The organism is Pseudomonas fakonensis (assembly GCF_019139895.1).
GTDB classification, from domain to species: Bacteria; Pseudomonadota; Gammaproteobacteria; order Pseudomonadales; family Pseudomonadaceae; genus Aquipseudomonas; species Aquipseudomonas fakonensis.
Window position 1 is genome coordinate 2558911 of sequence record NZ_CP077076.1, and the last position, 17880, is coordinate 2576790.

Genomic DNA, 17880 nt, shown 5'->3' on the forward strand with positions numbered 1-17880 from the left:
CAACCCCGGGGCTGCTACGCAGCCCTTTCGCGACGCGAGGCCGCTCCTACAAGGGCCACGGTACGCAGATTACGCCACACTCGCCGCCAGGCGATTGCTGACGCTGCGCCCCAGCACCAGCACGGTGACGAAGCCGCAACCCACCAGCGCCGTGGCCAGGCTGAGCAGCACGGCGCTGCCCATCTGGTCGACGATGCGCCCGCCGAAGAACGAGCCCAGGGCGATGATCACCTGGAACATGGCGACGAACAGTGGCATGCCGCGTTCCACGTCCTTGGGCGCCACCACGAACATCCAGATGCTGGCGCAAGCCGGGAAGGCGCCGAAGGCGAAGCCCCACAGGGCGATCAGCATTGCCGCGCCGGTCAGGTTGGTGGCGAAGTAAGGGAACAGCGCGGTGCTGATGGCAATCATCAGCGCCACCAGCAGCAAGGTGTAGCGCACGCTCTGGTTGGCGGCAAAGCCTGCGAACAGGTTACCCAGCACCCCGGCTACCCCGTACAGCAGCAACAGCGAACCGATGGTCGGGCCATCGAAGCCGGCGCTTTGCTTGAAGAACGGCGCCACATAGGTATAGGCGGCAAAGTGCGCAAGGCCAATCAGCAGCACGGCAATCAGGCCGACCCGCGCCTGCGGGTTGATGAACAGTGCCGGCAGGTCGCTGATGCGAATCGCCTTGTCCGGGTTCAGCCGCGGCAGCAACAGCATTTGCGCCAGCAGCACCGGCACGCCCAGCAGGGCGGTCACCAAAAAGGTCATGCGCCAGCCCATCAGGCCGCTCAGCCAGGTGCCCACCGGCACGCCGAGCACGGTGGCCAGGGTTACGCCGACCATGATGATCGAAGTGGCCTGGGCCACACCCACGCCCTTGGGCGCCAGCCGGCCGCTCAAGGCGATGGCGGTGGCCCAGAAGCCACCGATGCTCACCCCCAGCAGCACGCGGCCGAACAGCAGCAGGCCGAAGTCGGTGGCGTAGGCCACCACGGCGTTGGCGGCGATCATGATCAGGGTCAGGCCGATCAGCAGGTAGCGCCGGTCCATGGCACCGATGCCCACCGACAGCAACGGTGCGGCGAGGGCGGCCATGATGCCGGGCAGGGTGACCATCAGCCCGGCGTGGCCGGCGCTGATGCCCAGGTCGCTGGCGACGTCGTTGAGTACGCCCACCGGGAGGAACTCGCTGGTCACCAGGGCGAAGGCGCCCACCGCGACCGAGAGGATCGCCAACCATTGCTGGAGGACGCTTTGCTGGTTGTGTTCGGGGACGCCCTGGGCGGGCTGGTTGGGGTTTGGCATGGAGTAGGTTCCAAAGGGGATGGCGCCTGGGGCAGGCGAAGGGTAGGGGGAAAATTGAAGGCGATTATAAAAGCGGGTCGGGCCGGCCCGATAAGCGAGCGGCTTGATAGTAATCATCAGTGGGATCGATGAAAGGCTGGTTGCAGAGCGGTTGCACGTTTGGAGCGCGGGAGCGGGGGCGTGGTGGGGGTTGTACCGGCCTCATCGCCGGCAAGCCGGCTCCTACAGAGGTAACGCAACCTTGTAGGAGCCGGCTTGCCGGCGATGAGGCCAGTACAGGCAGTACAAAACCTTTGCTATTCAGACCGCTTGCCGATGCTCCCGCGGCGAATGCACCAGGCGCCCCAGGCCAGGCCAAGGCTGGCGGCAACCACCGAGGCGCACAGCACGCCAAGTTTGGCTGCGCCCAGTGCCGCAGCGTCGGTGAAGGCCAGGTTGGCGATGAAGATCGACATGGTGAAGCCGATACCGGCCAGCAGCCCGATCAGCAGGATGCCGCGCCAGTTGACCCCGGCCGGCAGCGTGCACCAGCCCAGGCGCACCATCAGCCAGCTGACGGTGAATATGCCCAGGGGCTTGCCCATCACCAGTGCCAGCATGACCGCGAGCATGACCCACTGCGGCGCGCCGCTGCTCAGGTCGACCCCCGACAGGCTCACGCCGGCGTTGGCCAGGGCGAACAGCGGCATGATGCCAAAGGCTACCCACGGGTGCAGGGTGCCCTGCATGCGCACCACCGGCGGCAGCAGTTCACGCTGGGCCAGGCGCAGGCGCTTGAGCGGGTCGAGCAGTTCGCCGGCATCGCGATCAGCCTTGGCCCGGCCCAACAGTTCGTCGGTGAAGCGGCCGATCGCCTCCAGCGGGCGCTCGCGCATGGGCATGGCGGTTACCGGGGTCATCAAGCCCAGCACCACGCCGGCCAGCGTCGGGTGGGCGCCGGTCATCAACACCCCCAGCCAGGTGATGGCGCCTGGGATGATGTAGGCGTAGGCCGAGCCGATACCGATTTTCTGCAGACCGACCACCATCAGCAGGCCGATGGCGGCAACGCCGAAACCGCTGTAGTCCAGGCCGCCGGAATAGAAGAACGCGATGATCAGCACCGCGATGATGTCATCGATGATCGCCAGGGCCAGCAGGAACACCCGCACGTTGGACGGGATCGACTTGCCCAGCAGGGCCAGCACGCCGACCGCGAAGGCGATGTCGGTGGCGGTGGGCACGGCCCAGCCGCGCGCTTCTGGCGGTGCGTGGTTGAAAATCAGGTAGACCAGCGCCGGCACTGCCACGCCGCCGATGGCTGCGGCCATGGGCAAGGTGGCCTGGCGCAGGCTGGCGAGGGCGCCTTCATGGATTTCGCGGCGGATTTCCATGCCCACGACCAGGAAGAAGATGGTCATCAGGCCATCGTTGATCCAGAAGTGCAGGGATTGTGCGTACACCAGCGAACCCACACCCAGGGTGATCGGGGTGTGCCACAGGGCTTCGTAGTGTTCGGCGGCCGAGGAGTTGGCCCAGATCAGTGCGGCGATGGCCGCGACCAGCAGCACGACACCGCTGACCGCCTCGATGTGCACGAAGCGCTCGAGGCTGGCGAAGGCGCGCTGGGCCAGCTGTTGGGCGCGAGGCAAGTGTGGTTTTTGCATAGGCGCAAGTACTCCCGCTAGGCGGCCCGACCTGCGCTGATATTTAACCTGCTTCACTGCACCTTGCAGCTAGCACCCGGCGGCGATTGTACAGAAACTGCCGGTACAGTTGTACCCCGGGTGGCTGCGGCGGCCTTCGGCTGCAGGGCCAAACCTGCGCTGTACCTGTAGGAGCCGGCTTGCCGGCGATGAGGCCGGTTCAGGCAGTACAAGACAGTTGCTCCCACATAATCGTGCAGCGCCCGGGGCAAACTGCTAGCCAATGCAAGCAACCTCGTTGCGCTTGCGCACCAGGCTGGCGCACAGCACGCCGGCCTCGAACAACAGCCACATGGGCACCGCCAGCAGGGTCTGCGAGAAGATGTCCGGCGGGGTGAGCAGCATGCCGACCACAAAGCAGCCGATGACCACGTACGGGCGCACCTTCTTCAGGTATTGCACGTCGACCACGCCGATCCACACCAGCAGCACCACCGCCACCGGGATCTCGAAGGCGACGCCAAAGGCGAAGAACAGGGTCATGACGAAGTCGAGGTAGTTGGCGATGTCGGTCATCATCGCCACGCCCGCCGGGGTGGCGGCAGCGAAGAAGCTGAACATCAGCGGGAACACCAGAAAGTAGGCGAAGGCCATGCCGGCATAGAACAGCACGATGCTCGACACCAGCAGCGCGATGGCGATGCGCTTTTCCTGGCGGTACAGCCCCGGTGCGATGAAGCCCCAGATCTGCTGCAGGATGAACGGAATCGCCAAAAACACCGAGACGATCATGGTCAGCTTGAACGGCGTGAGAAATGGCGAGGCCACGTCGGTGGCGATCATCGTCGCGTTGGCCGGCAGGTGGTCGCGCAGCGGCGCCGATACCAGGGTGTAGATCTGCTGGGCGAAGCTGAACAGCCCGGCGAAGATCAGGAAGATGGCCGCCACGCAGCGCAGCAGGCGGGTGCGCAGTTCGGTCAGGTGCGAGACCAGCGGCTGCGGCTGGTCGGGTTGCCGGTTGTCGATCATGGGGCTCGCGGTGGTTGGGGTTGTTCAGGTTTGGGTTGCTCGGTGTGTAACGGGCGGTGCATGTCGTGGGCGCCGATTTCGCGCTCGACCTCGGTCTTGATCGCATTGAAGCTGCGTTTCAGCCGGCCGACCCACACCCCGGCAGTACGCGCGGCGCCGGGCAGGCGCTCGGGGCCGAGCACCAGCAAGGCCACCAGGCCGATAAGCAGCAGTTCGCTGAAGCTGATACCAAACATGCTTCAGTCTTTGTGTGGCGCGGCGTGGGCGGGTTGTGCCTGGCCATCGACGCTGTGGTTCGGTTGCGCCTGTACAGCAGGTGCGGGGGCTTGCTCTTCATCGCTCATGGCCTTGCGAAAGCCCTTGATCGATTCGCCCAGGTCGCCGCCGAGGTTCTTCAGCTTCTTGGTGCCGAAGACCAGGACCACGACACCCAACAGGACGATCCAGTGTTTCCAGTCAAAAATACCCATGGTGTTCTCTACAGGTGTGCCGCTCGGGCAGGGGGGAGGAGGCTGGCGCACAAGGCGCCAGCCTGCCGGGTCAGGCTTCCAGGCCGGCGCGGGCCTGGCCGGTGCGCAGGGTGAAGTTCACCCCCAGCGAAAGCGCAGGTTGCGGCGGGTTCCAGTTAGGCTTGGGCGCAGCCAGCAGGAACTCGGTCAGCGGCTCCATCTTGCCGGCCAGCATGTTCGCCAGCAGGGTGCCGGTGGCGGTACCGCGCACGGTGCCCAGGCCGTTGCAGGCCAGGGCGCCATACACGTTCTCGCGCAACTCGCCGAAGAAGCCGGCGCCGTTGCGGGTCATGCCCAGGCCGCCACCCCAGGTGTGCTCGAACGGCACTTCGGTGAGGGTCGGGAAGCGGCGTTCGAACGACAGGCGGTGGCTGGCGCGGACCTTCTCGGTGTAGCCATCCTTGGAGCGGCCGTCCGGGTTGAAGCTGAAGCTGTTGCGCACCAGGATGCGGTTGTCGTGGGTGCGGCGCAGGGTGCTGCCGAACGGGTCGGCCGGGATCACGCCCCAGAACTCCTGGCCACCGATGCTGGCCTGCTCGGCCGGGGTCAGCTGGCGGGTCAGGCTGCCGTAGGTGAAGATCGGCAGCATGCGGTTTTCGAGGAAGCCGAAGTGCTGGCCGAAGTGGTTGTTGCCAAGGATCAGCTTGCCGGCGGTGATGCGCCCGGTGGGGTGGTGCAGGACGATTTTCTGGCCGTAGTCGACGGCGGTGATCACCGTGTCTTCGTACAGGGTGACGTTCTCGGGCAGGCTGTCGGCCAGGCCTTTCACCAGTGCCGAAGGTTGCACCAGCATGGTGCCGGGGGTGTACAGCGCCTTGCGGTAGAACGAGGTGCCGATGTGGTCTTTCAGCTCGTTGCCTTCGATCAGCTCGACCTTCTCGCCCAGGGCCTCGAGGCCGCCACGGTAGGCGTTGAGCACGGCAATGCCTTTATCTTCGATGGCCGCCTGGTACTTGCCGGAGTGGCGCAGGTGGGCGTCGACGATCTTGTGCTCCTCGACCAGGTCGCGAAGGATGCCCTGGCCGCGCTGGTTCAGGTGCAAAACGTTCTTGGCGTTGGTCTTGTCGCCGATGTAGTCGGGGGCGCCGATGTCGTGGGGGACGTCGATCAAGAAGCCTGCGTTACGCCCGGAGGTGCCGAAGCCGACCTGCTGCGCCTCGACCAGGATCACCCGGTCCTGGGGGAAGTTCAGGGCCAGCTGGCGAGCGGCGGCAAGGCCGGTGAAGCCGCCACCGATCACCACCCACGGCGCCTGGTCGTCACCTACCAGTGGTGCCTTGGGCTGGCGCACGCGGCTGGTGTGGAACCAGCCCGGAGACGAGTCGTCGCGGGGCAGCGAAGTGACGCGGTGAAGGGTGGACGGGTCGGCAGGGATGCCGTCATTGAGCAGGCTGGCTGCTCCGCCTGCTGCAACCACACCTGCGCCGACGCCGGCCCCGATAAGTACTTTCCTGCGCGTAACTGCCATTTACATCCATCTCGATCTAAGGGGTTTGCGGTGCTCGCTGCCACGCGAGTTCCTGCTTGGCATTGATTTCTATCAATAGAATACAATGTGTATACAGATTGTATGATCGAGAGTGGGGTGCGTCAATCTGCCTCTACTGCAATCCCTGTTGGAGATCACCCAGCCCTTTGGGCTGCGCTGTCGCGCAGAGAGCCGGTCTCGCAGAGATCGTGTTAAATCAATGACTTATAGCTTGTTCTTTGAGAGCCGGCTTGCCGGCGATAGGGCCGGGCCTGCAAAGTGCATTGCCTGGCACCGGCCATGCCGGTGTTCGCGGGCAAGCCTGCTCCTACAGGGAGGGGGGACTATTTCAGCCCTGTGCTGCGGCTAGCGTGGCGCCGCGGGTGTTGACGTACAGCGCATACACCGAGCGCGAGCTGGCCATGAACAGGCGGTTGCCCTTGGCGCCGCCGAAGCACAGGTTGGCGCAGCGCTCCGGCAGGTGGATATGGCCGATGGCCTGGCCTTGCGGGTTGAATACCCGTACGCCGTCCAGTTGCTCAGGGTTGGCTTCCTTCACCCCCGGGCTGCCCCAGCCGCACCACAGGTTGCCGTCTTCATCGCATTTCATGCCGTCCAGGGCGCCGTAGCCGGTGCCTTCGACATGCTTGCGCCGTTCGCCCAGGCTGCCATCGGCATTCACCGTGTAGGCCCAGACGATACGGTTGGGCTTGGCGCGCGCTTCGATCACGTACAGGGTCTTTTCGTCGGGGGCGAAGCACAGGCCGTTGGGGCCGGCGAAGTCCTTGATCACCTGGGTGACTTTCAAGGTCTTGCCGTCGATGCGGTACACCGCATCGGGCAGTTCGGGCTTGAGCTTGTGGCCTTCGTAGTCGTTGCCCGTCTGGAAGGGCGGGTCGGTGAACCACACCGAACCATCGCTCTTGACCACCACATCGTTGGGGGAGTTGAAGCGCTTGCCGTCGAAGTTGTCGGCCAGCACGGTGATGCTGCCGTCGTGTTCGGTGCGGGTGACGCGGCGGCCCTCGCTGCTGGTGGTCGAGCCTTCGCAGACGATCAGCCGGCCCAGCAGGTCGCGGGCCAGGCCGTTGGAGTAGTTGGAGTTGTGGCGGTACACGCCCAGGCTGTCGCTGATCTCGTCCCAGCGCATGATGCGGTTGTTGGGCACGTCGCTGAACAGCAGGTAGCGGCCGTCACCGACCCACAGCGGACCTTCTGCCCAGTACAGGCCGGTGGCCAGGCGTTCGACGCCGGCGTTGAAGATGCGGTAGCGGGTGAAGCTGTCGTCGAGCACCTCGATCATCGGGTCGGGGTAGCGCTGGCTGATCGGCTCGCCGGCCGTTGCCAGGCGCGGCAGGGCTGTGGCGCCGGCTGCGGCGGCGGCAAGGGTGAGGGATTGCTTGAGGAAGTGGCGGCGGGCTGAAGCAGGGGAGTGCGGGTGCATTGAGGATCCTTGTTTTTGTTATGGGTTGCGGCCCCGGGCCTGGGAGGCCGGGGGTGGTTGCGCAACCAATATTCAGGATTCCGGGGTTCTGGTCAAATGATGTCGTACAACACGGGTGGTCGCGTCATGGCTGCCAGGTGTTCGCCGAAAGGGTTGCAGCGCCTATGAGATCGAGCGCCGCCCGCGCGGCGCATCGCGGGACAAGCCCGCTCCCACATCTGTTTCGGGCCAGTCTGTTCTGTGCCATTACCTGGTCCGCCTTGTTGGCTCGACGCGGTTTCAGCGTGGGCGTTGCTGCCGCTCCACATGACTCAAGGCATGCACCAAGGCAGGCGCCGGTACTTGCACAGGCATAACTGGCCCGAAACAGATGTGGGAGCGGGCTTGTCCCGCGATGCGCCGCGCGGGCGGCGCTCGGTCTGATAGGCGCCAGAAGGCTTTCGGCGAACGCCTGGCAGCCACAACCGCGGACTCTTACCCCCGCTTGCCGAACTCGGCCACCTGCGCCGTCCACCCCAACACCCGCTCACTCAACGACAACCCCAACCCCGGCCGGGTCGGTACCAGCATGCGCCCGTCGCGGGTTTCGAGGCGTTCGTTGAACAGCGGCTCCAGCCATTCAAAATGCTCGACCCAGGGCTCGGTCGGGTAGGTGGCCGCCAGGTGCACGTGCAGCTCCATGGCAAAGTGCGGGGCAATCATCACCCCGGCCTGCTCGGCCATGGCCGCTACTTTCAAATACGGCGTAATGCCGCCGACCCGCGGCGCGTCCGGCATCAGGTAGTCGGCGCCGCGCAGTTTGATGAACTCGGCGTGCTCGGCCACGCTGGTGAGCATCTCGCCAGTGGCGATGGGGGTGTCGAACTGCTGGGCCAAGGCGGCATGGCCTTCGGCGTCGTAGCAGTCCAGCGGTTCTTCGATCCACACCAGGTTGAACTCCTCGAAGCGCCGGCACATGCGCTGGGCAGTGGGGCGATCCCACTGCTGGTTGGCATCGACCATCAACGGGAAGCTCTCGCCCAGGTGCTCGCGCACGGTGCTCACGCGGTGCAGGTCCACCGCGCAATCCGGCTGGCCGACCTTCAGCTTGATCCCGCCAATGCCTTTTTCGCGGGACAGGTCGGTGTTTTTCAGCAACTGCTCCAGCGGCGTGTGCAGGAAGCCGCCAGAGGTGTTGTAGCAACGCACCGAGTCGCGCTGGGCACCGAGCAACCGGGCCAGCGACAGGTTGGCGCGCTTGGCCTTGAGGTCCCACAGGGCCACGTCGAAGGCGCCGATGGCCTGGGTCGACAGGCCGCTGCGGCCCACCGAGGCGCCGGCCCAGCACAGCTTGGTCCACAGCTTGGCGATGTCGCTGGGGTTCTCGCCGAGCAGCGCCGGGGCAATCTCCTGGGCATGGGCGAACTGCCCCGGGCCGCCGGCGCGCTTGGAGTAGCTGAAGCCCAGGCCCCGGTGGCCGTCCGCAGTCTCGATCTCGGCGAACAGAATGGCAATTTCGGTCATCGGCTTCTGCCGCCCGGTGAGCACCTTGGCGTCACTAATCGGGTTGGCCAGCGGCAAAAATACCGAGGACACCTTCACATAAGTGATGCGGTCGCCGTCGGCGCTAGGGCGTTGTTGTTCTTGTGCGAGCATGGGGCTCTCCTTGTAGACCTGTGTGGGTGAAAATCAGCGAGCCGGGTGCGAGACCGCGGCGGGGGAGGTGTTGGCGGCTTGCGGGCCGTCGATGTCCAGGCGCTTGAGCGGCCCAACGATGACCAGGTAGGCGAAGGCGCCGAGCAGGCCCATGGCGGCGACGTAGACCAGCGCGGCATCGAAGGATGCGCCCTTGACCAGCAGGCCGATGGCAATCGGGGTGACGATGCTGGCGATGTTGCCGCAGAAGTTGAACATCGCCCCGCTGGTGCCCATGGCGTGCTTGGGCGACACGTCGCCGACGATGCACCAGCCGAGGTTGCCGACGCCCTTGGCGAAGAAGGCGATGGACATCACCAGGATCACCAGGGCGATCGACTGGGTGTAGTTGGCCACCACGATGCTGCTGGACAGCAGCAGGCCGCAGATGATCGGGGTCTTGCGCGCGGCGGTGAGGCTGAAGCCCTTCTTGAGCATCCAGTCCGACCACACGCCGCCGATCATCCCGCCCAGGCAGCCGGCCACCGGTGGAATGGCGGCCACCAGGCCGACCTTGAGCAGGGTCATGCCCTTGGCCTCGATCAGGTAGGTGGGGAACCAGGTGAGGAAGAACCAGGTGATCGAGGTCAGGCAGAACTGCCCCAGGTAGATGCCGGCCATCATGCGGTTGGCCGAGATGGCGCGCAGCCGCGCCCAGCTGAACGGGGTCTTGATGTCGCCCATGTCGGGCAGGCCGCCGCCGGCCTCGATGTAGTCGAGTTCGGCCTGGTTGACCCGTTTGTCACGGCGCGGCTCATGCACGAAGCAAAACCACAACAGGCCGATCAAGATGCCGGCGCCGCCGGTCCAGAAAAACACGTGCTGCCAGCCGAAGCTGTTGAGCAGCAGCACCATCAGCGGGGTGAAGGCGGCCAGGGCGAAGTACTGGGCCGACTGGAAGATCGCCGTGGCCAGGCCGCGCTCGTGGCGCGGAAACCACATCACGGTCAGGCGGTTGTTGGCCGGAAAGGCGGGCGATTCGGCCACGCCCATCATGAAGCGCAGCACGAACAGCGCCAGAAAGGCCGAGCTGAACAGGTCGACGAAGCCCTGCAGGAAGGTGAACGCCGACCAGATGATCAGGCTCATGCCCAGCACCAGGCGCGAGCCGAAGCGGTCGAGGATCACCCCGCCTGGTAGTTGCATGCTGGTGTAGGCCCAGCCGAAGGCGGAAAAGGCGATACCCATGGTTACCGCGTCGAAGCCAAGGTCGGCGCGCATGGCGGGGGCGGCGATCGACAGGGTGGCGCGGTCGACGTAGTTGAACACGGTGACGATGAAGATCATCGCCAGGATGAGGTAGCGGACGTTGGTTCGGGCCGCCTCCGAGGTGGGTGTGATCACTGTTGTTTTCCTTGTTGTGATGGATGCCGCTGGGTTTGACCGATCATATGATTGCGCAATCATTTCCAGGTCAAAAAAACAGCCATCAGCAAAAGGCAGCAGGTGGCTGTGGATTTGATCTTACAATGATTGCGCAATCATTCAAGGGCGCATTCGTCGGCTGAGTGAAAAATTCAGGTGCTCTGGCGGTCGATCAGGGTGAAGCCGGTGTCGATACGCACCGGCTGTGCGCCGCCGGCCGGGTAGCTGAAGCGCTCAAGCAGGGCCTGGGCGATCTGTTCGCCGATGCGTGTACCGTCCACCCGCACGGTAGACAGCGGCGGGTGCACCTGGGCGGCGCTGCTGAGGTCGCCAAAGCCCATCACTGCCAGGTCCTGCGGCACCTTGAGGCCGCGGCTGGCGGCTTCGGCGAGCACACCCTGGGCGATGGTGTCGGAGCTGCACACCACCACTTCGGGGCGCTGGCCCTGGTCGAGCAGGTGCTTGAGGCCGCTGCGGCCGACTTCGAGGGTGGCCGGTGGGGTGAGGATGTGTGTGGGGATGTCGTGGTGGCCGTGGCGGGCCAGTTCTGCCACCAGGCTGTTGCAGCGGCGCAGGCCGCGCGGGTCGCCGATGCTGACCACGGCAAAACGCTGGTAACCCTTGCCCAGCAGGTGCCGGGCGATGGCTTCGCCGACGGCTTCATGGGAGAAGCCCACCAGCATGTCCAGCGGGTCTTCGCTGAGGTCCCAGGACTCGACCACCGGTATGCCCGACTGCGCCAGGCGCTGGCGGCTGGCTTCGGTGTGCAGGGTGCCGGTCAGCACGATGCCGTCGGGGCGCCGGCCGAGCAGGGCTTCGATCAGTTTTTCTTCCTGTTCGGCGGAGTAGCCGGTCAGGCCCAGCAGGGTCTGGTAGCCGGCGTGGGTGAGACGGTCCATCAGTGCCTGCACGGTGTCGGCGAAGATCGAGTTGGCGATGGTCGGCAGCAGGATGGCCACCAGCCGGCTCTTGTTGCTGGCAAGGCTGCCGGCCAGCATGTTCGACACATAGCCGACCTCGCGCACCGCAGCCAGCACCTTCTCGCGCGCCGCCTTGCTGACCACCTCGGGGCGGTGCAGGGCGCGGGACACGGTGATCGGCGAAACGCCGGCAACCTTGGCCACGTCGATCAGGGTCGGGGAGGACGGCTTTGCCGTGGGGGTGCTGGGTTTGTTGGCCATGCCGGTTCCGCGTCAGATGCTATGGCAACGTGCTGCTGCCTGAGGGCGTGAATCTACCAAAGCGTTGCGCCTGGCGCACCTGGCTTGGTCCGTGTTCGCGGTGCTCCGCCCGCAACCACAAGGGCCGCATCAGGCCGGCTCCTACAGGTACAGCGCAGGCCTGAACCCAGGCGCCAAACCACCCTACAACGGCGTCAGGGTATTCATCACCGTATGCAACGCCACCCGCGTGTCGTCCAGTTGCACCAGCGAGGCATGCCGCGCGGCGAGGGCGTCGCGGTTCTGGATGGCGGTGAGGATCGCCTTGTGCCGCGGCAGGCTCAGGCACTGGATGTCCGGGTCGGGGCGGCGGTTGGTGATGTTGATCGACTCACGCAGCGGCAACGACAGCATGTTGCACATGTAGGCCAGCAGGTCGTTGTGGGTGGCTTCGGCGATGGCCCGGTGGAAGTCCAGGTCGGCCTGCAGCAGGTCTTCGTGGTTGGTTGCGGTTTCCATGCCCAGGTAGGCTTTTTCGATGGCGGCGATGTCGTCGTCGGTGGCGGTGACCGCGGTCATGGCCGCGATCTCCGGCTCGAGGATGCGCCGCACCCCGGACAAGGTATCGAAGAACTTGCTGTGCGGGGTGGATTGCATCAACCAGGCCAGCACGTCCGGGTCGAGCAGGTGCCATTTCGACCGCGAGCGTACCACCGCGCCCACCCGCGGCTTGGAATACACCAGCCCCTTGGCGCTGAGCACCCGGGTCGCCTCGCGCAACACCGAGCGGCTGACCTGGTATTGCTCGCACAGCGTGGACTCCATGGGCAGCCGCTCTTCCGGCTTGAAACGGCCGGAAACGATGGCCATGCCCAGATCCTGGACGATCTGGGAATGCATGCTCTTGCGCGGCTTGGGCGGCTGTTTATCCATACAAAGGGGGCGGCTCTGGTTGAATGGGCGGCGCTATATTACCCCAATCAATGGGAATGACGGGGGACTTCGGCCCCGCGACAGCCCACCAGGAAGTCGAAGTCGCAGCCTTGGTCGGCCTGCATCACATGGTCGATGTAGAGCTGGCGGTAGCCGCCCACCAACAGTGCCTTGGGGGCTTGCAGGTCGGCCATGCGCGCGGCCAGCTCGGCCTCGGGAATGTCCAGGTGCAGGCGCCCGTTGGCGCAGTCGAGCTCGATCCAGTCGCCTTCCTGCACCGCAGCCAGCGGCCCGCCGGCTGCGGCCTCGGGCGCCACGTGCAGGACCACGGTGCCATACGCCGTGCCGCTCATGCGCGCATCGGAAATACGCACCATGTCGGTTACGCCCTGGGCCAGCAGCTTGGCCGGCAGGCCCATGTTGCCCACCTCGGCCATGCCCGGGTAACCCTTGGGCCCGCAGTTCTTCATCACCAGGATCGAGCTGGCATCGACTTCAAGCGCAGGGTCGTTGATGCGCGCCTTGTACATGTCGAAGTTCTCGAACACCACGGCGCGGCCACGGTGCTGCATCAGCTGCGCGGTGGCGGCGGAGGGCTTGAGCACCGCGCCCGATGGCGCCAGGTTGCCGCGCAGCACGCAGATACCGCCGTCGGCACGGATCGGGTTGTCGAGGCTGCGGATCACCTGGTCCTCGCCGTAGATCGGCGCCTCGCGGGTGTTCTCGCCGAGGGACTTGCCATTGACCGTCAGGGCGTCGGGGTGGGGGATCAGGCCGGCTTCACCCAGGCGGCGCAACACTGCCGGCAGGCCGCCGGCGTAGTAGAACTCTTCCATCAGGAAACGCCCGGACGGCTGCAGGTCGACGATGGTCGGCATGCCGCGGCCGATGCGGGTCCAGTCGTCCAGGTCGAGCTCGACGCCGATGCGCCCGGCGATGGCCTTGAGGTGGATCACCGCGTTGGTCGAGCCGCCGATGGCCGCGTTGACGCGGATGGCGTTTTCGAAGGCCTGCTTGGTGAGGATCTTCGACAGCTTCAGGTCTTCGCGCACCATTTCCACCGCGCGCATGCCCGACATGTGCGCCAGCACATAGCGCCGTGCATCCACCGCGGGGATGGCCGCGTTGTGGGGCAGGGAAGTGCCCAGTGCCTCGGCCATGCAGGCCATGGTCGAGGCCGTGCCCATGGTGTTGCAGGTGCCGGCCGAGCGGGACATGCCGCCCTCGGCAGCGAGGAAGTCGTCAATGCTGATGGTGCCCGCCTTGACCTGCTCGCTGAGCTGCCAAACCACGGTGCCCGAGCCGATGTCCTTGCCCTTGTGCTTGCCGTTGAGCATCGGCCCGCCGGTGACCACGATCGCCGGCACGTCACAGCTGGCCGCGCCCATCAGCAGGGCCGGGGTGGTCTTGTCGCAGCCGGTCAGCAGCACCACGCCGTCGATGGGATTGCCGCGGATCGCTTCTTCCACATCCATGCTCGCAAGGTTACGGGTGAGCATGGCGGTGGGGCGCAGGTTGGACTCGCCGTTGGAGAACACCGGGAACTCCACCGGGAAGCCACCGGCCTCGATCACCCCGCGTTTGACGTGCTCGGCTATCTGGCGAAAGTGCGCGTTGCACGGGGTGAGTTCCGACCATGTGTTGCAGATGCCGATGATCGGCTTGCCCTGGAACTGGTGGTCGGCGATGCCCTGGTTCTTCATCCAGCTGCGGTACATGAAACCGTTCTTGTCGGCGGTGCCGAACCATTGGGCCGAGCGCAGGGTGGGCTTCTTATCAGACATGATCGATTCTCTTATTGTAAGACTATAGTGTGCGTCCTGAGGGCTAACATAGGTCAAAAATTGGGCGTTTGGAAGTGTTGTGGTGTAAATAGTACTACTATATAGTCAATTGCAGCGATGGGATGACCCTGACGGATTTCCGTGAGAGGCGCCCCCAAGGTTCGATAACAAAAACAATCGGAGACCTGCCCCATGAGCCACGAACAGCGGCTTGTTCGCCGCATCACGCTGAAACTGATCCCGTTCCTGATCCTGCTGTACCTGATCGCCTACGTGGACCGGTCTGCCGTGGGCTTTGCCAAGTTGCACATGGGCGCCGACGTCGGCATTGGCGATGCGGCCTACGGGCTGGGTGCCGGGCTGTTCTTCATTGGTTACTTCCTGTTCGAGATCCCCAGCAACCTGATGCTCGAGCGCTTCGGCGCGCGGCGCTGGTTCGCGCGCATCATGCTCACCTGGGGCGCCATCACCATCGGCATGGCCTTGGTGCAGGGGCCCTACAGCTTCTATGTGATGCGCTTTCTGCTCGGCGCCGCCGAGGCCGGGTTCTTCCCCGGCGTTCTCTACTACATCACCCAGTGGTTCCCGGTTCGCCACCGCGGCAAGATCCTCGGCCTGTTCATCCTTTCCCAACCGATCGCCATGCTGGTCACCGGCCCCGTGTCCGGCGGCCTGCTTGGCATGGAAGGCATCCTCGGGCTGCATGGCTGGCAGTGGCTGTTCATCGTCATCGGTACCCCGGCGCTTGTGCTGACCTGGCCGGTGCTGAGCTGGCTGCCGGATGGCCCGGCGCAGGTGAAGTGGATGAACCAGGCCGAGAAGGACTGGCTCGCCGGCGAGTTGCAAAAGGACCTGCAAGCCTACGGCCAGACCCGCCACGGCAACCCGCTGCACGCCCTCAAGGACAAGCGCGTGCTGCTGCTGGCGCTGTTCTACCTGCCCGTGACCTTAAGCATCTATGGCCTGGGCCTGTGGCTGCCGACCCTGATCAAGCAGTTCGGCGGCAGCGACCTGGTGACCGGGTTCGTCTCATCGGTGCCGTACCTGTTCGGGATCATCGGCCTGCTGATCATCCCGCGCAGCTCCGACCGCCTGAACGACCGCTACGGCCACCTGGCCGTGCTCTACGTGCTGGGGGCCATCGGCCTGTTCCTCAGCGCCTGGCTGACCCTGCCGGTGTGGCAGCTGGCGGCCCTGTGCCTGGTGGCGTTCGCGCTGTTTTCGTGCACCGCGGTGTTCTGGACCTTGCCCGGGCGCTTCTTCGCCGGCGCCAGCGCCGCCGCCGGCATTGCCCTGATCAACTCGGTGGGCAACCTGGGCGGCTACATCGGCCCGTTCGTGATCGGCGCGCTCAAGGGCTACACCGGCAACCTGGAGTCGGGGTTGTACTTCCTGGCCGGGGTGATGGTGTTCGGCCTGGTGCTGACCGGCGTGGTGTACCGCCAGCTGGAGCGCAAGCACGTGCTGCCGGTTGAACAGTTCGCCGCCAGCGCCCGGGGGGCGACCCGCATCTGACCCTTTGATCGGCGACCGCGCGATCAAGCTTATCTACAGGAGAAACCCATGCGTCTGGTGCAATTCGAATTGAGTAACGGCGAGCGCCGCGTCGGTGTGGTCGAGGGCGGCCAGGTCCGCGAGGTGCAGGCGGCACGCACCACGCGCGACCTGGCGCTGGCGGCGATCGAGGCGGGCGTCAGCCTGCAGCAGCAGGTACAGGCCCTGGGCCTGGGCGCCAGCCATGACTATGCCGAGCTGCTGGCGGCACTGCGCATCCTGGCGCCGCTGGACCACCCGGACCCGGCCCACCTGCTGGTCAGCGGCACCGGCCTGACCCACCTGGGCAGCGCCTCGGCGCGGGACAAGATGCACCAGCAGGCGGGCGACGAAGCGGCCATGACCGACACCATGCGCATCTTCAAGTGGGGCGTGGAGGGCGGCAAGCCTGGCGCTGGCCAGGCGGGCGTGCAGCCGGAGTGGTTCTACAAGGGTGACGGCAGCTGCGTCGTGCGCCCCGGCCAGCCATTCCCTGTGCCGCCGTTCGCCGAAGACGCCGGCGAAGAGCCCGAACTTGCCGGCCTTTATGTGATCAGCCCCGAGGGCAAGCCTTATCGCCTGGGTTATGCGCTGGGCAACGAGTTTTCCGACCATGTAACCGAGCGCAAGAACTACCTGTACCTGGCGCATTCCAAGCTGCGCAGCTGCAGCTACGGCCCCGAGCTGCGGGTGGGCGAGTTGCCGCAGCACCTGGCCGGCACCAGCCGTATCCTGCGTGATGGCCAGGTGCTGTGGCAAAACGAGTTTCTCAGCGGCGAGGCCAACATGTGCCATAGCCTGGCGAACCTTGAATACCACCATTTCAAGTACCGCCAGTTCCTGCGCCCGGGGGATGTGCACGTGCACTTCTTCGGTACCGCGACGCTGTCCTTCGCCGACGGCATTCGCACCCGCCCGGGGGATGTGTTCGAGATCAGCCAGCCGGCATTCGGCGCCCCGCTGGTCAACGGTATTACAGTCGCCGAGGCGGCCTTTGCTCCAGGCGCTGTGGGCACACTTTAAGGAGCGGCTGATGTGTTACCAGAACCACCCCGACAGCCTGCTGCCCGAGCCGTTGCGCATTCTGCGGCGGGTGGATAGCGCGCAGTCGGTCGATCCGCTGTAACGTACGCCTGCGAACCTATCTACCCAGCAAGGAGGCTTCATGACGTGCATCGCTGTTACCCCGCACCGCGCGCAGTTGGGCGAGGGCCCGTTCTGGGACGCGCCCACCCAGGCGCTGTATTGGGTCGATATCGCCGCCAGGCAGGCGCTGCGCCTGCAGGGCTCGCAGGTGCAGGTGTGGCAGTTGCCCGAGCACGTCTCGGCGTTCATCCCCTGTGCCAGCGGCGATGCGCTGGTGACCCTGAGCAGCGGTGTGCATCGCCTGGACCTGGCTACGCAAGCCCTGACCCTGCTGTGCGTGGCCGACCCGCACGCCGGCAACCGCGCCAACGAGGCGCGCTGCGATGCCCAGGGCCGGCTGTGGCTGGGCACCATGCAGAACAACCTTGGCGAGCAGGGTGAAGACCTGCCGGTCACCCGGCGCTGCGGCGGGCTGTACCGCATCGATGCCGATGGCCAGGTCACGCCGCTGTTGCAGGGCCTGGGCATCCCCAACACCCTGCTGTGGAGCGAGCAGGGGCGCCAGGTGCATTTTGCCGACAGCCTGGACGGCACGCTGTACCGCCACGCCATCCAGCCCGACGGCCAGCTCGACCCTGCGCAAGCCTGGTTCGGGCCCCATGAACGGGGCGTGCCGGACGGCTCGGCCATGGACAGCGAAGGGTATATCTGGAATGCCCGCTGGGATGGCAGCTGCCTGCTGCGGCTGGCCCCGGACGGCAGCCTCGACCGCATCATCGAACTGCCCGTCAGCCGCCCCACCAGTTGCGTATTCGGCGGCCCGAACCTCACCACCTTGTACATCACCAGTGCCGCCAGCCCGCTTAACCACCCCCTGGACGGCGCGCTGCTGGCCATCGAGGTGCAGGTGCCCGGCACACCCTGTCACCGCTTCGCAGGCTAACCCGCAATCACTCAAAAACAACAACAAGGAG

14 protein-coding genes and 1 pseudogene are annotated in these 17880 nt (G+C 65.6%); 3 read left to right on the plus strand and 12 right to left on the minus strand.

Going from position 1 to position 17880, the window contains the following annotated elements:
- Window positions 1-69: 69 nt before the first annotated feature.
- The 12 genes and pseudogenes from KSS94_RS11600 to KSS94_RS11655 all read right to left on the minus strand — a co-directional run bounded on the left by KSS94_RS11600 (window position 70) and on the right by KSS94_RS11655 (window position 14287).
- Entirely contained in the window at window positions 70-1296 is a 1227-nt protein-coding gene (locus tag KSS94_RS11600; protein ID WP_217843111.1) for an MFS transporter, read from the minus strand.
- Between the two features lie 296 nt (window positions 1297-1592).
- On the minus strand, window positions 1593-2942 hold the full coding sequence (gene nhaA, locus KSS94_RS11605; protein WP_217843112.1) for a Na+/H+ antiporter NhaA: 1350 nt from the start codon (window positions 2940-2942) through the stop codon (window positions 1593-1595).
- Between the two features lie 255 nt (window positions 2943-3197).
- The gene (gene tatC / locus KSS94_RS11610; RefSeq protein ID WP_217843113.1) at window positions 3198-3950 is read right to left on the minus strand and encodes a twin-arginine translocase subunit TatC; all 753 of its coding nucleotides are present in this window, start codon (window positions 3948-3950) and stop codon (window positions 3198-3200) included.
- Between the two features lie 38 nt (window positions 3951-3988).
- Window positions 3989-4186, minus strand: a pseudogene (tatB, locus tag KSS94_RS11615) (Sec-independent protein translocase protein TatB); the annotation flags it as partial.
- A gap of 3 nt (window positions 4187-4189) precedes the next feature.
- Entirely contained in the window at window positions 4190-4420 is a 231-nt protein-coding gene (locus KSS94_RS27365; RefSeq protein WP_217843115.1) for a twin-arginine translocase TatA/TatE family subunit, read from the minus strand.
- A gap of 70 nt (window positions 4421-4490) precedes the next feature.
- Window positions 4491-5927, minus strand: a complete 1437-nt coding sequence (locus tag KSS94_RS11625) for an NAD(P)/FAD-dependent oxidoreductase (RefSeq protein ID WP_217843116.1) — start codon at window positions 5925-5927, stop codon at window positions 4491-4493.
- Window positions 5928-6276: 349 nt separating this feature from the next.
- Window positions 6277-7371, minus strand: a complete 1095-nt coding sequence (locus tag KSS94_RS11630; protein ID WP_217843117.1) for an SMP-30/gluconolactonase/LRE family protein — start codon at window positions 7369-7371, stop codon at window positions 6277-6279.
- A 474-nt stretch (window positions 7372-7845) separates the two neighbouring features.
- Window positions 7846-9006 (minus strand): L-talarate/galactarate dehydratase, encoded by a 1161-nt coding sequence (locus KSS94_RS11635; RefSeq protein WP_217843118.1) that lies wholly within the window; start codon window positions 9004-9006, stop codon window positions 7846-7848.
- Window positions 9007-9039: 33 nt separating this feature from the next.
- Entirely contained in the window at window positions 9040-10332 is a 1293-nt protein-coding gene (locus KSS94_RS11640) for an MFS transporter (RefSeq protein ID WP_225935895.1), read from the minus strand.
- A 230-nt stretch (window positions 10333-10562) separates the two neighbouring features.
- Window positions 10563-11591 (minus strand): LacI family DNA-binding transcriptional regulator, encoded by a 1029-nt coding sequence (locus KSS94_RS11645; RefSeq protein ID WP_217843120.1) that lies wholly within the window; start codon window positions 11589-11591, stop codon window positions 10563-10565.
- A 183-nt stretch (window positions 11592-11774) separates the two neighbouring features.
- Window positions 11775-12503 carry a FadR/GntR family transcriptional regulator gene (locus tag KSS94_RS11650; protein ID WP_217843121.1) on the minus strand — a complete coding sequence of 243 codons (729 nt, stop codon included), beginning with the start codon at window positions 12501-12503 and terminating at the stop codon, window positions 11775-11777.
- 47 nt (window positions 12504-12550) lie between these two features.
- Entirely contained in the window at window positions 12551-14287 is a 1737-nt protein-coding gene (locus tag KSS94_RS11655; protein WP_217843122.1) for an IlvD/Edd family dehydratase, read from the minus strand.
- A gap of 192 nt (window positions 14288-14479) precedes the next feature.
- Between KSS94_RS11655 and KSS94_RS11660 the strand changes: the two genes are divergently transcribed.
- From KSS94_RS11660 to KSS94_RS11670, 3 genes are all read left to right on the plus strand, one after another.
- On the plus strand, window positions 14480-15802 hold the full coding sequence (locus KSS94_RS11660) for an MFS transporter (protein ID WP_217843123.1): 1323 nt from the start codon (window positions 14480-14482) through the stop codon (window positions 15800-15802).
- A gap of 48 nt (window positions 15803-15850) precedes the next feature.
- The gene (gene araD1, locus KSS94_RS11665) at window positions 15851-16843 is read left to right on the plus strand and encodes an AraD1 family protein (protein ID WP_217843124.1); all 993 of its coding nucleotides are present in this window, start codon (window positions 15851-15853) and stop codon (window positions 16841-16843) included.
- 142 nt (window positions 16844-16985) lie between these two features.
- On the plus strand, window positions 16986-17849 hold the full coding sequence (locus tag KSS94_RS11670; protein WP_217843125.1) for an SMP-30/gluconolactonase/LRE family protein: 864 nt from the start codon (window positions 16986-16988) through the stop codon (window positions 17847-17849).
- The last annotated feature ends 31 nt before the right edge of the window (window positions 17850-17880 follow it).

What these genes read in the sequence shown, in the direction of transcription:
- KSS94_RS11650 (WP_217843121.1), bottom strand. Translation starts at nt 12,503, where the DNA reads ATGGATAAACAGCCGCCCAAGCCGCGCAAGAGCATGCATTCCCAGATC.
- KSS94_RS11655 (WP_217843122.1), bottom strand. Translation starts at nt 14,287, where the DNA reads ATGTCTGATAAGAAGCCCACCCTGCGCTCGGCCCAATGGTTCGGCACC.
- araD1 (WP_217843124.1), top strand. Translation starts at nt 15,851, where the DNA reads ATGCGTCTGGTGCAATTCGAATTGAGTAACGGCGAGCGCCGCGTCGGT.
- KSS94_RS27365 (WP_217843115.1), bottom strand. Translation starts at nt 4,420, where the DNA reads ATGGGTATTTTTGACTGGAAACACTGGATCGTCCTGTTGGGTGTCGTG.
- KSS94_RS11645 (WP_217843120.1), bottom strand. Translation starts at nt 11,591, where the DNA reads ATGGCCAACAAACCCAGCACCCCCACGGCAAAGCCGTCCTCCCCGACC.
- KSS94_RS11600 (WP_217843111.1), bottom strand. Translation starts at nt 1,296, where the DNA reads ATGCCAAACCCCAACCAGCCCGCCCAGGGCGTCCCCGAACACAACCAG.
- KSS94_RS11640 (WP_225935895.1), bottom strand. Translation starts at nt 10,332, where the DNA reads ATGATCTTCATCGTCACCGTGTTCAACTACGTCGACCGCGCCACCCTG.
- nhaA (WP_217843112.1), bottom strand. Translation starts at nt 2,942, where the DNA reads ATGCAAAAACCACACTTGCCTCGCGCCCAACAGCTGGCCCAGCGCGCC.
- KSS94_RS11635 (WP_217843118.1), bottom strand. Translation starts at nt 9,006, where the DNA reads ATGCTCGCACAAGAACAACAACGCCCTAGCGCCGACGGCGACCGCATC.
- KSS94_RS11660 (WP_217843123.1), top strand. Translation starts at nt 14,480, where the DNA reads ATGAGCCACGAACAGCGGCTTGTTCGCCGCATCACGCTGAAACTGATC.
- KSS94_RS11670 (WP_217843125.1), top strand. Translation starts at nt 16,986, where the DNA reads ATGACGTGCATCGCTGTTACCCCGCACCGCGCGCAGTTGGGCGAGGGC.
- KSS94_RS11625 (WP_217843116.1), bottom strand. Translation starts at nt 5,927, where the DNA reads ATGGCAGTTACGCGCAGGAAAGTACTTATCGGGGCCGGCGTCGGCGCA.
- KSS94_RS11630 (WP_217843117.1), bottom strand. Translation starts at nt 7,371, where the DNA reads ATGCACCCGCACTCCCCTGCTTCAGCCCGCCGCCACTTCCTCAAGCAA.
- tatC (WP_217843113.1), bottom strand. Translation starts at nt 3,950, where the DNA reads ATGATCGACAACCGGCAACCCGACCAGCCGCAGCCGCTGGTCTCGCAC.